Source organism: Labrys wisconsinensis, assembly GCF_030814995.1.
GTDB classification, from domain to species: Bacteria; Pseudomonadota; Alphaproteobacteria; order Rhizobiales; family Labraceae; genus Labrys; species Labrys wisconsinensis.
Genome location: NZ_JAUSVX010000001.1, coordinates 1,129,159 through 1,141,297 on the forward strand (window position 1 = coordinate 1,129,159; position 12,139 = coordinate 1,141,297).

General features: G+C 68.1%; 8 protein-coding genes. 6 read left to right on the plus strand and 2 right to left on the minus strand.

Annotation, left to right across the window (positions count from 1 at the left end):
* Nucleotides 1-3: 3 nt before the first annotated feature.
* Nucleotides 4-2,286, minus strand: a complete 2,283-nt coding sequence (locus QO011_RS05215; RefSeq protein ID WP_307268569.1) for an NADP-dependent malic enzyme — start codon at nt 2,284-2,286, stop codon at nt 4-6.
* A gap of 356 nt (nt 2,287-2,642) precedes the next feature.
* Between QO011_RS05215 and QO011_RS05220 the strand changes: the two genes are divergently transcribed.
* The 6 genes from QO011_RS05220 (at nt 2,643) to QO011_RS05245 (ending at nt 10,836) form a co-directional block, all read left to right on the plus strand.
* Nucleotides 2,643-5,318, plus strand: coding sequence for a hypothetical protein (locus tag QO011_RS05220; protein WP_307268570.1), 2,676 nt, complete (start codon nt 2,643-2,645; stop codon nt 5,316-5,318).
* 9 nt (nt 5,319-5,327) lie between these two features.
* Nucleotides 5,328-5,675, plus strand: a complete 348-nt coding sequence (locus QO011_RS05225) for a hypothetical protein (protein ID WP_307268572.1) — start codon at nt 5,328-5,330, stop codon at nt 5,673-5,675.
* Nucleotides 5,676-6,779: 1,104 nt separating this feature from the next.
* Nucleotides 6,780-7,220 carry a tetratricopeptide repeat protein gene (locus QO011_RS05230; protein WP_307268575.1) on the plus strand — a complete coding sequence of 147 codons (441 nt, stop codon included), beginning with the start codon at nt 6,780-6,782 and terminating at the stop codon, nt 7,218-7,220.
* Between the two features lie 521 nt (nt 7,221-7,741).
* Complete coding sequence (gene dapF, locus QO011_RS05235) at nt 7,742-8,605, plus strand: diaminopimelate epimerase (RefSeq protein WP_307268579.1); 864 nt, start codon at nt 7,742-7,744, stop codon at nt 8,603-8,605.
* Between the two features lies 1 nt (nt 8,606).
* Nucleotides 8,607-9,890 (plus strand): tRNA (N(6)-L-threonylcarbamoyladenosine(37)-C(2))-methylthiotransferase MtaB, encoded by a 1,284-nt coding sequence (gene mtaB, locus QO011_RS05240; RefSeq protein ID WP_307268582.1) that lies wholly within the window; start codon nt 8,607-8,609, stop codon nt 9,888-9,890.
* A gap of 109 nt (nt 9,891-9,999) precedes the next feature.
* A complete protein-coding gene (locus tag QO011_RS05245; RefSeq protein WP_307268584.1) occupies nt 10,000-10,836 on the plus strand; it encodes a DUF3108 domain-containing protein in 837 nt (278 codons plus the stop codon).
* 479 nt (nt 10,837-11,315) lie between these two features.
* Here the strand turns inward: QO011_RS05245 and xth are convergent, their stop codons facing one another.
* Nucleotides 11,316-12,134, minus strand: coding sequence for an exodeoxyribonuclease III (xth, locus tag QO011_RS05250; protein ID WP_307268586.1), 819 nt, complete (start codon nt 12,132-12,134; stop codon nt 11,316-11,318).
* Nucleotides 12,135-12,139 lie beyond the last annotated feature (5 nt).

The following is a 12,139-nucleotide window of genomic DNA, read 5'->3' on the forward strand; positions in this document are numbered from 1 at the left end:
GCCCTATCCGCCGACGTTGAACGCCGCCAGCACCGCCATGTTGACGAGGTCGCTGTCCTTGGCGGCCAGCGGCACGATCTGGATCGGCTTGTCCAGGCCGACCAGGATCGGGCCGATCACCGTGGCGCCGCCGAGCTCCTGCAGCATCTTGGTCGAGATCGAGGCGGAGTGGAACGCCGGCATGATCAGCACGTTGGCCGGACCGCTCAGGCGGCAGAAGGGATAGAGCGCCATCGCCTCGCGGGACAGCGCCACGTCCGCCGCCATCTCGCCGTCATACTCGAAATCGACGTGCTGCCGGTCGAGGATGCGCACCGCATCGCGCACCCGCTCCGAGCGCTCGCCCTCGGGATGGCCGAAGGTGGAATAGGCCAGCATGGCGACGCGCGGCTCGTAGCCGAAGCGGCGCGCCACCGACGCCGCCTCGACGGCGATGCCGGCCAGCTCCTCCGAGGTCGGCATGTCGTGGATCGCCGTGTCGGCCACCAGCACGGTGCGCCCGCGCGCCACCACGATCGACACGCCGATGACGCGGTGGCCGGGCTTGGCGTCGACCACCCGCCGCACGTCCTCCAGGGCGATGGAATAGTTGCGGGTGAGGCCGGTCACCATGCCGTCGGCGTCGCCGAGCGCCACCATGGCCGCGGCGAAATGGTTGCGGTCGAGCGAGGCCAGGCGCACGCAGTCGCGCATGAGATAGCCGCGGCGCTGCAGCCGGTCGTAGAGGAGCTGGGCATAGGCGTTGGTGCGCGGCGACAGGCGGGCGTTCTGGATCTCGATGCCCTCGCGCAGCTCCACCCCGGCAAAGGCCGCCGCCGCCTGCACCCGGTCCTCGCGCCCGACCAGGATGGCCGTCCCGAGGCCCTGGTTGACGAAGGACGCGGCGGCGCGGATCACCGCCTCCTCCTCGCCCTCGGCGAAGACGATGCGCTTGGGATAGGCGCGGACCTTGTTGTAGATCTGCGCCAGCGTGCCGGCGACCGGATCGCGCCGGGCCGAGAGCTGGACGCGATAGGCCTCGAGATCCGCGATCGGCCGGCGCGCCACGCCCGTCTCCATCGCCGCCTTGGCCACAGCCACCGGGATGCGGGTGATCAGGCGCGGATCGAACGGCGCCGGGATGATGTATTCGCGGCCGAAGCGCGGCCGGGCGCCCTGATAGGCGGTGGCGACCTCGTCCGGCACGTCCTCCTGGGCGAGATCGGCCAGGGCGCGCGCCGCGGCGATCTTCATCTCCATGTTGATCGAGGTCGCCTGCACGTCGAGCGCGCCGCGGAAGATGAAGGGAAAGCCGAGGACGTTGTTGACCTGGTTGGGATAGTCGGAGCGGCCGGTCGCCATGATCACGTCGTCGCGCACCGCATGGGCGTCGTCCGGCGTGATCTCCGGATCGGGATTGGCCATGGCGAAGATGATCGGGTTGGGCGCCATCGAGCGCACCATGGCGTCGGTCAGCGCGCCCTTGACCGACAGGCCGAAGATCACGTCGGCTCCCTCCAGCGCATCGGCCAGCGAGCGGGCCTCGGTGATGGCGGCATGGGCCGACTTCCACTGGTTCATGCCCTCGGTGCGGCCCTGGTAGACCACGCCCTTGGTGTCGCAGAGGATGACGTTGTTGGGCGCAAAGCCCATCGCCTTGACCAGCTCGACGCAGGCGATGCCGGCCGCCCCCGCCCCGTTCACCACCAGGCGGGTGGAGGAAATGTCGCGCCCGGTGATCTTCAGCGCGTTGAACAGCCCGGCCGCGGCGATGATCGCCGTGCCGTGCTGGTCGTCGTGGAACACCGGGATGTCCATCAGCTCCTTGAGCCGCTGCTCGATGATGAAGCACTCCGGCGCCTTGATGTCCTCCAGGTTGATGCCGCCGAAGGAGGGCCCGAGATAGCGCACCGCGTTGATGAACTGATCGGCGTCCTTGGTGTCGACCTCGAGGTCGATGCAGTCGACGTCGGCGAAGCGCTTGAACAGCACGGCCTTGCCTTCCATCACCGGCTTGGAGGCGAGCGCCCCGAGGTCGCCGAGGCCGAGGATGGCGGTGCCGTTGGAGATCACCGCCACCATGTTGCCGCGGGTGGTGTAGTCGAAGGCGGTGGCCGGGTTCTCGGCGATCGCCTTGACCGGCACGGCGACGCCCGGCGAATAGGCCAGCGACAGGTCGCGCTGCGTCGCCATCGGCTTGGTCGGAACCACTTCCAGCTTGCCGGGCTTGCCCTGACTGTGAAAGCTCAGCGCCTCCTGGTCGGTGAAGCTGGGACGGGGGCGGCGGGCCGGTTTCTGCTCTGTCATGGGTCGGTCCGTGGGCGGAACGCAAGGCGGGGCGCCGACCCTAACGGCGTCGCGATGCGTCAACAAGCCACCGATCGCCGATTCCGCCCGCGGGGGTTTGCCCCCCTCCTTGATCTCCGGCGCGGCTATGGCAAAATCTGACGGTGCGGTGTTGCGTTCGCAGCCCGCCTGATCCGCCCCGGAACGGCTTTCCGGCCCCTCGTTAGACGCTGCCGACAGACAGCCTGGGACTGACCGTCCCCGGGGCCGCTTTCGCATGTCCTGACGTCCGATGCCGCGCCGCTTCCCGCGGCGCGACGGCGGCGCTCGCGCATGCCCGCCCGCCAGCCGGGGCTCCCCTCCCATCGTGAGCCTCCATGCCCCGCATCCCCGACTTCTCGCCGGCGGAGCTGCAGACGCGTGCCCGCGCCGATCTCCAGCGCTTCGCCGTCACCCAGGCCGCCTATGCCCGCGCCACGCAGGCTGCCATGCCGCCCGGCGGCGGCGACGCCACCAGCCGCTTCCTCGGCCAGTTCCGGGACGAGGCGCAAGCCATGGCCGCCCGCTGGTCGCCGGACGTACGCCAGCGCCTCGCCTGGCGGATCGACGAGCTCGGCAGCGAGCTCACCGGCCCGCTCGCCGAGGCCGAGGCGGGCGAGCGCCGGCGCTACCATGTCGAGCGCCAGGACGCGCATGACGCCGAGCTCCTGCGCACCATCGCCGAGCATCCCGACGCCGCGATGCGCGATGCGGCCGAGCAGCAGCTCACCGGTGCCGTGCCCGCCAGCCCTGACCTGCCGCAGGCGGCCTGGGACAGCCGCCGCAAGGCCCTGCCCGACAGGCTCGCGGCAGCCAAGGGCGCTGCCATCCTCGCCGACCCCGAGGCCCGCCGGGCGATCTGGCAGCGCCCGTCGGCAGCGGGCGAGGCCGGCCCGGGCGATGCGGGCAGCCCGGATGGCGCGGCCGATGCACCGCCGACATCGGTGCCGACCGCGATTGATCCCGCCACCCTGGCTGACGGCGGGCACGGCCATGCCGGCGCCTGGTTCCGGACGCGATACCCCGACGCTTCCGACGCCGTGATGCGCAAGTTCGCCGGCGGCGCGGTGCAGCGGCACGGCGAGGACCGCGACCGCGCCGCGGCCGAGCGCGACGCCGTCATGGGCCTGGTCGCCCCGGACTATCTCTCCATCCTCACCACCGGCCAGGGGCACCCAGACCTCACCCCCAACCGCATCCTCAAAAGCCTCGACCCCGGGCTGGCGAAGCTGGTCTTCGAGGGCCAGCGGAAGGCCGGCGAGCGCTACGTCGCCAGCCTTCGGGCCGCGCCGGCCGGCGGGATGCCGTCCGAGGTCCCGGTGGCGGATCGTCGGCCGCCGCAGGACCTGGCCGGGGCCGGCCCATCCGGCGAGGCGGCGGGATCGCTCGCGTCGCCGCAGGCCGGAGCGGCCGCCCCGTCCGGTCCAGGGCAGGACGGGCCGGTCGCCACTCAGCCGTGGCTCCTGCCTATGAGCGCGACGCTGCCGGCCAAGCCTGCCGGCACGTCCGCAGCCGATCCCGACCCGGCGCTTCCACCCGGAGCTCCGCCGGCGCGCGATGAGCCCGCGCGCCCTGCTGCTCCGCAGCCGGTGTCTGCCCCCGGAGATACACAGGCTCCTGCGGTGGCTAGTTCGGAGAAGGCCGGTGCAGATGTCGACGAGGCTGCTCCGCCGGACCCGCAGCCGGTCGATTCCGGCGATCCTCTACCGATACTGGATTGGAATGAAGTCGTCGCCGAGCGGCCTTCCACGCTTGCTCGCATGGCGGACCCGCCGCTCCGTGACAACATCCGCGAACTGATGGAGATCGCCGACGAAGAACCAAGCCGCCTCCGGCGGGCGTTTGCGTACGCTGTCAATGTCGCCTTCATCAAGGGGGACGCCAGCTACCTTCGCTACCTCAGCGAGCTCGTCAGCAAGCGCGGCCTCGACACCACAGAAATCGACGCTGCGGCGGAAATCGTCGCCAAATTGGTGAAGCGCCGAAGCGGCGGCAGTCGGAGCCTGGCAAACGACTTCGTCATATCGGCCGCGCGGCAGGAGATATCGGTCGCACCTCAGATCGTCGAGCTCGAATATGCCGCCGAGCGGGGCGATGCTGCCCGGGCCGCGAAGCTCGCATCCATCATCGCCACCGTACGAGGCGAAACCGGCGAGACTGCGGGCTCGCAGCTCGACCTCGGGATGCGGGGCACTCTCGCAGGCGCATATCTCGGCCCCGCTGTCCAGGCCTACGAGAATCTTCAGCAGCAAAAGCACGACACGTGGGCGGCTCAGGTCTACGACGAGGTATCGCGGGCCCCGACCATCGCCGAACGCTGGAGCGCCCTCCAGAGACTCGGTGTGTTCACCACCGTGGACGCATCCGGTTTCCTTGGTGGTCTTGGTGGAGGCGGTGGGGGCGGCGGGCGGGGTGGAGGCCCGCGCTTCCGCGGCGGAGGCATCCAGGGCAGTCCACCTTCCAAAGATGGCCCCGAGATATCGAAGCCCGGCGGGAAGGCGCCTCCACCACCTGAGGCACAATCCTCGCAGGCTCCGCCCGGAGCGACGCCGCCTCGAGTCAGCGCCCGGGACCCCACGCGATACGGCCCTCCACGCCCAGGCTTGCCGATTCCCCAGGGATTTACGACAACAACATTCGATCGACTATCCGGCAGACTGCGGGCGGCGATCGGAGCCAAGGGGTATGGCGACGATATCTTCGTGATGGGCTCGAGAGCAGGCGGCAAGGCACAGCCGTACAATGACTTCGATTTCGGAATTCGTGTCTCACCGGAAAGGTTCGACGAGTTGATCGCCCAAAGCTTTCCTCGCGCAATAACCGGGAAGATCGGTACTCGTGAAATTTCCATCCGAGACGGCAGGATTCAAACGGGTGAGGCCAAATTAAGGCCCATTAGAAGGATAATCGCGGAGACACTTGGAGTACCAGAAGATAAAATTCAGATTGCAATTATCCGCGCGGGGGGAGAATTCGATAACGGCCCACAGACACCACTAGCTTTCGGCTTTTAGGAGGAGAGAATGATAGATCCTTATTTTTGCAAGCTATACATAGATACGGACGAGCTCCGTGATGATCTGCAAAGAAGTATGGATTATATGGTTAAGAAATTTTGCCAGGGGATACCAGTGGAGGCTCCCGTTCTTAAGAACGAAGATTTCGATGCATCTTTTAAGTCAAAAGTACCTTACCGCTTCATCGAATGTTCACGGTACTACGCGGAAGTCGGAACCATCGATGACGAGCCGCGATATATAGCCGGCTTCCAGGCCGGCATGGCAGCTCTGGTCAAGGCACTCCGGCAGGGCAACCGGACCGTTACGGTGGCTTGTGACTTCGAAGATATGATCGAAGGCGAGGCCGAGTAGGTTTGAAGGAAAGGGCTTCGTTCCGTCGGGCGGCGTCGTCCAGCTTTCGACGCGTTCGACGGAACGCATCTGGATAAGGGCTGCAAGCCGTTGACGGACGATCAGGCAGAGCTCGCTCGTGCGTCGGCACAGATCTGCCCTTGAACTGAGACGGTGCAGTTCGGGGCGAGGGGCGCGTCGCAGGTCTTCAATCGCTTTACGGCATGCGAGGTTGGCTTCGAATGCGGCTGGCAGCCTGTAGTCGTGGTGGACCGGAGCCGCTGCCGATGAGAAGTGATCTCCAGAGAGGTCGCGATAGTGGTGCCGACCAGCAGCGTCGCGGTCGCATCAATCGAATGCACTGTCAGAGCGCCAAGAAGCTGGCGCGTTCGAGCCGGTGAAAGTCCGGACCGAGTAAGCTGTAGCGGGCGCTCGGAAGCGAGTGTTGCGGGGTGGGCGGCGACGACCATCGCGAAGCGTACACAGCGATTGCATGGGGTGGGCTATTGAGCCGCGAAAGGCATAGAATCGTGGAGGCCGAGGCCGTTGACAGCCCCGAAGGCAACATGTGCGGTCCCGTTATGCGAGGGACTGACACTCCACCGTGGTCGAAGACCCCATCACGCCCAAAGGGAACGCGCCGGAACTTGGGAGGCCTCGCTCGGCCCGTGGTCGCGGTTGCGGTCGCGGGCCACGCCGGGAAGTTGAGGAGACGAAGCCGGCGTGGGACGGGCGAGGCGTCGGACACGCTTCATAGTACCGATGAAGCGCTCGAACAAAGCCGTGATGGCCCTGGGATACAGAGTGTGGGCGGTGGCGGAGGGTGTGGAGGAAAGGGAGCGTGGTCAAAGGAAGAGCGGACTGCGGCGCATGGTCCGGGCTCAGTACCGGAGGAAACATGTCCCAGACGTGAACCGCGAACGGATCGAGGGGCGGGCCATGCCAATGGCCTCATCCGCGATCACGTCAGACCTTCGGCAGGAGCCCGGTGCGGGCAAGCCGCACGCCGGGATCTGTGCGGGGGGGGGGGGGTGAGCAATCACCGTCCCTACCGCGACCCTTAATTCCGATGAAGGAGAGGTACAAGCCTCCGCTAAATCAATTACCGAAACCGACGCCGGAGTGATGGCAATCAGCAAGATGAAGGAAATTGATGACGAAACATATGAGTCAATAAAGGAACTTTGTGCAGATGGTGATAAATTATTTGAAGAAAATAAATATGACGAGGCGTTGGATAAGTACAATGACGCCTGGGTTCTTGTCCCAAAGCCAAAGGAAATATGGAGCGCGTCAACATGGATTCTTGCCGCTATAGGGGATGTGTGCTTTGCGGCTGGCTACAGTGATGTCGCTCTGGAAGCTCTGACCGACGTCATGCACTGCCCAGACGCTATCGGCAACCCTTTCCTGCATCTGCGGCGTGGTCAAGTTCTGCTCGATCGTGGTGAGGAGGATGAGGCTGCTGACGAGCTGACGCGGGCCTATGCGCTCGAAGGCAAGGAGATCTTCGACGAAGAGAGTCCTCATTATTTCGAATTCCTGAAGACTCGAATCAGATTGTAGGCATGTCTCCATTGCAGAGATTTGCATGTGCGGGGCTGACAATGGCACGACCGCCATGCTTCGCTAGGGTTTCCCAACGCGTCCATGATCCGCGCCCCGCGTGGATGCATATCTCGCCCGCAGAGCTTCGGAGTGACGGCGGTCGCATGCCAGGTGCCCGCCATCGCTTTGCAAGTAGCACGCCTGATCAACACGGACGGTAGATTGCGTTTGAGCCTCGCGCGTTTGCTCACCCCGTCGCGGAATGTCTCCTGGCTCCGGTCTTGGCCTGCCAGGCCCGCCACGACATGCGGCTTCGACCTAATCGGCCAACGCTGCATGGCCGTCTTCAAACCTCGGCGGGTCCAGCGCGCCGGCGCCGGATTTTCCTTCCGGCCAACGGCGCGGTCGTGGGCACAAAGACCGCCGCCAGCCGCCTTCGCTTGATTGCCACCCTTCCCAGCACCGATGCGTTGTCCCAACGTGTTTGGCGGATGGCGTCCGATCGACTATATCAGCGCGGTCCAGTCCCGGTTTGCACCATGTCTCCGCTGTCCCACCGCCCCTACGCCAAGATGAACGGCATCGGCAACGAGATCGTCGTGCTTGACCTGCGCGACCTCGCCCATGCCGTCACACCGGCCGAGGCGCGGGCCATCGCGGCGCGCGAGCCCTTCGACCAGCTGATGGTGGTGCAGGCGCCGCGCACGGCGGGCACCGATGCCTTCATGCGCATCTACAACACCGACGGCAGCGAATCCGGGGCCTGCGGCAACGGCACCCGCTGCGTCGCCGCGCAGCTGATGCCCGCCCTCCGCACCGATCGGCTGACCCTGGAGACGCCGACCAGCCTGGTCGTCGCACGGCGGCAGGGCGAGCTCTTCACCGTCGACATGGGCCGGCCGCGCTTTGCCTGGAACGAGATCCCGCTGGCCGAGGCGTTCCCGGACACCCGCTATATCGAGCTGCAGATCGGCCCGATCGACGCGCCGGTGCTGCATTCGCCCTCCGCGGTCAGCATGGGCAACCCGCATGCCGTGTTCTGGGTCGACCGCGACCCCGCGACCTTCGATCTCGGCCGCATCGGCCCGCTCTTGGAGAACCACCCGATCTTCCCCGAGCGCGCCAACATCTCGTTGGCGCAGGTGCTCGATCCCGGCCATGTGCGCGTCCGCGTCTGGGAGCGCGGCGCCGGCCTGACCCGGGCCTGCGGCTCGGCTGCCTGCGCCGTCGCGGTGGCGGCGGCCCGCCTCAAGCGGACCGGCCGGACGGTGCGCATCACCCTGCCCGGCGGCGACCTGACGATCGACTGGCGCGAGCGCGACGACCATGTGCTGATGACCGGCGCGGTCGAGCTCGAGCATCACGGCACGCTCGATCCCGCCTGGTTCGCCGACGCCGCCTGAGATGAGCGGGCTGACCCTCGTCACCTTCGGCTGCCGGCTCAACATCCATGAGTCGGAAGCGATGCGGACGGCGGCCGGCGCGGCGCCGGACCTCGTCATCGTCAACACCTGCGCCGTGACCGAGGAAGCGACGCGACAGGCGCGGCAGGCGATCCGGCGCCTCCGGCGCGAGCGCCCCGGCGCCCGCATCGCCGTCACCGGCTGCGCCGCCCAGATCGACCCGGACCGCTATGCGGCGATGGAGGAGGTCGACCATGTCGTCGGCAACGCGGAGAAGCTGCGACCGCAGACCTGGGCCGGCCTGTCCCGCCGCAACGACAAGCGCGCCGTCTCCGACATCATGACCGCCCGCGACATCGCCCTGCCTGAGCTCGACGGCTTCGAGGGGCGGGCCCGCGGCTTCGTCCAGGTGCAGAACGGCTGCGACCACCGCTGCACCTTCTGCATCATCCCGTTCGGGCGCGGCAATTCCCGGTCCCTGCCGGCCGAGGCGGCGGTGGCGCAGGTGCGCCGCCTGGCGCAGGCCGGCTATGGCGAGGTCGTGCTCACCGGCGTCGACCTCACCAGCTACGGCGCCGATCTCGACGGCCGGCCGCGGCTCGGCGCCCTGGTCCGCCGCATCCTGCGCGAGGTGCCCGAGCTCGCGCGCCTGCGCCTCTCCTCGATCGACTCGGTCGAGGCCGACGCCGAGCTCCTGGCCGCCCTGGCGGAGGAGGAGCGGCTGATGCCGCACCTGCATCTGTCGCTGCAGTCGGGCGACGATCTCATCCTCAAGCGCATGAAGCGCCGTCACAGCCGCGCCGAGGCCGAGCGCTTCTGCGTCGAGGCCCGTCGCCTGCGCCCCGATGTGGCGTTCGGCGCCGACATCATCGCCGGCTTCCCCACCGAGACCGAGGCGATGTTCCGCGCCTCGCTGGACCTGATCGAGGCCTGCGGCATCGTGCATCTCCACGCCTTCCCCTTCTCGCCGCGCCCCGGCACGCCCGCCGCCCGCATGCCGCAACTGCCGACGGCCGAGATCCGCGAGCGCGCCGCCCGCCTGCGCGCCGCCGGCGCCGGTGCCTTCCGCGCTTTCCTCGACGCCGAGATCGGCCGCCTCAGGCCGGCGCTGATGGAGCGCGGCGGCCTCGCCCGCACCGGCCAGTTCGCTCCTGTGCGCCCGGATCGGCCGGTCGCTCCCGGCACCATCCTGCCGCTGCGCCTTACCGGCCATGACGGCACGGTCCTCGCCGGCACGCCCGTGGCGGGGGCCGCCGCACCGGTCCTCGCGGCCGCCGGCGCCTGACCGGCAGTCGCAGTTTCGGCGCATTCGCTCAGCAAACCTGTTGGCTTATGCGTCGCGGCGGGCGATTCTCGACGGAGGCGGCGCGTGAGTCGCGACCGGGAGATCGAGTGTGCCACCCAGCCTTGTCAGATGCCTTGCTGTCACCGCTGTCCTGATCGGCGCGACGGCACCCGCGCTGGCCGGATCGGGCGCCGTCGCCATCCGCTATGCCATGACCCTTGCCGGCCTGCCGATCGGTGCGGCGGCGCTGGATGCCTCGGTGGCCGGGAACGGCGCTTACAGGATCAAGGTATCGGCCCGGGTCGGCGGCATCCTCTCCCTGGTGAGCGACGGCAAGGGCGCCGCCACCGCCTCGGGCAGGATGGGCACCGCCAAGCCCATGCCCACGGGCTACGCCCTCAACAATATCTCCGGCAACAAGCAGCAGACCGTGCAGATGGTGATCGCCGACGGTGCCATCACCGACGTCGCCATCAATCCCGATCTCCGATACCGGTCCGACCGCGTGCCGGTGACCGAAGCCGACAAGCGCGGGGTGATCGATCCGGTCTCGGCCATGCTGATGCCCGTCGCCGGCGGCGGCGAGACGATGGCGCCGGCGGCCTGCGACCGCACCCTGGCGGTCTTCGACGGCGCACAGCGCTTCGACATCAAGCTCGCCTATTCCCGCATGGATCAGGTGGCGTCCAAGGGCTATTCCGGCCAGGCCGTGGTCTGCTCGGCCCGCTACACCCCGATCTCCGGCCACCGTCCCGATCGCGAGCAGACCAAGTTCATGGCCGCCAACCGCGACATGGAGGTCTGGCTGGCTCCGGTCGCCGGCACGCGCGTGCTCGCCCCGGCCCGCATCGTGGTCGGCACCCAGATCGGCCGCCTGGTGATCGCCGCCACCCGCTTTGCCCAGGGCGGCGGGATCGCCGACCCCACCGAGGCCAACGCCAACTGAGCGTGCCGCGCCGGGACGGGCGTTAACGACCCCCTGCCCCCGAAAGCCTCTCCGGGCTTGTCCAGGGCCGGCCCGACCCGGCGCCCGGGCGCGGACAGGCCGTGAACGGCGCTGCGTCGGCGATTCGTCCCTGCTCCGTTCCCGCTCCAGCCCGGACCTTGATGCGCCGGATCGCACGCACCGGAACGCCGGCGATCCCGTCATGGCGCCATCGCGATTCGGCTGCCGCGGGCCGGCCCGCCGATCGGCGCAGAGGGCCAGTCTCCAGGGTGCGCCGGCCGCGACGTCGCCGGCATGCCGCTTCGTCCCGGAGCGAGACGAGAGGTTAAGGCCGACCTCCCCCGCGCCAACACAGGGCCTGCCGTCATCCCGCGCCACGTGCCCGGACGCGGCCTGCCCGGCCGGGATCAGAGCGCGAACCCCGGCCTTTCGCCGATTCGTCGGCGCTTCGTTCGCGCAACGGTCGTGGGGTTAACGGCTCAGCCCAGATCGAAGGCGACGGTCACCGGCGCATGGTCCGAGGGCCTGTCCCAGCCGCGCGCCTCGGCCAGCACCGCCATCGATCGCGCCGCCCCGGCGATGGCCGGGCTGGCCCAGACATGGTCGAGGCGGCGGCCCTTGTTGGCCGCGACCCAGTCGGCCGCGCGATAGCTCCACCACGTGTAGAGCTTTTCCGTATCGGGAACGAATCGACGCATGACGTCGACCCAGCGCCCGGCGGCCATCATCCGCTGCATCGCCTCGGTCTCGACCGGCGTGTGGGAGACGACGTCGAGCAGCTGCTTGTGGCTCCAGACATCCTGCTCCAACGGCGCGATGTTGAGATCTCCCACCAGGATCGCCCGGTCCTCGCCGGGAAAGCCGCTGCGGAACCAGGCGTCGAGCTCTTCCAGGAAGGCGAGCTTGTGGGCGAACTTGTCGTTCAGCGCCGGGTCGGGAATGTCGCCGCCGGCGGGGATATAGAGGTTGTGCACCGTGGTGCCGGCCAGCAGGCCTGTTTCGGCGCCGAATCGGATCGACACGTGGCGCGCATCGCCCTTGGCGCAGAAATCCTTCTTCTCCACCATGTCGAAGGGCAGCTTCGAGAAGATGGCGACGCCGTGATAGCCCTTCTGCCCGTTGAAGGCGATGTGGGTGAAGCCCATCGCACGCACGTCCGAGAGCGGGAACTTCCCGTCCTCGACCTTGGTCTCCTGCAGGCAGAGCACGTCGGGTTCATGCGCCGCGACGAATTTTTCCACCAGCCCCATGCGCAGGCGCACGGAGTTGATGTTCCAGGTGGTGACCTTGAAGCGCATCGGTC

Bases quoted from the DNA above. Each gene is read 5' to 3' on its own strand.
- QO011_RS05215 (WP_307268569.1), bottom strand. From the start codon at position 2,286: ATGACAGAGCAGAAACCGGCCCGCCGCCCCCGTCCCAGCTTCACCGAC.
- QO011_RS05220 (WP_307268570.1), top strand. From the start codon at position 2,643: ATGCCCCGCATCCCCGACTTCTCGCCGGCGGAGCTGCAGACGCGTGCC.
- QO011_RS05225 (WP_307268572.1), top strand. From the start codon at position 5,328: ATGATAGATCCTTATTTTTGCAAGCTATACATAGATACGGACGAGCTC.
- QO011_RS05230 (WP_307268575.1), top strand. From the start codon at position 6,780: ATGGCAATCAGCAAGATGAAGGAAATTGATGACGAAACATATGAGTCA.
- dapF (WP_307268579.1), top strand. From the start codon at position 7,742: ATGTCTCCGCTGTCCCACCGCCCCTACGCCAAGATGAACGGCATCGGC.
- mtaB (WP_307268582.1), top strand. From the start codon at position 8,607: ATGAGCGGGCTGACCCTCGTCACCTTCGGCTGCCGGCTCAACATCCAT.
- xth (WP_307268586.1), bottom strand. From the start codon at position 12,134: ATGCGCTTCAAGGTCACCACCTGGAACATCAACTCCGTGCGCCTGCGC.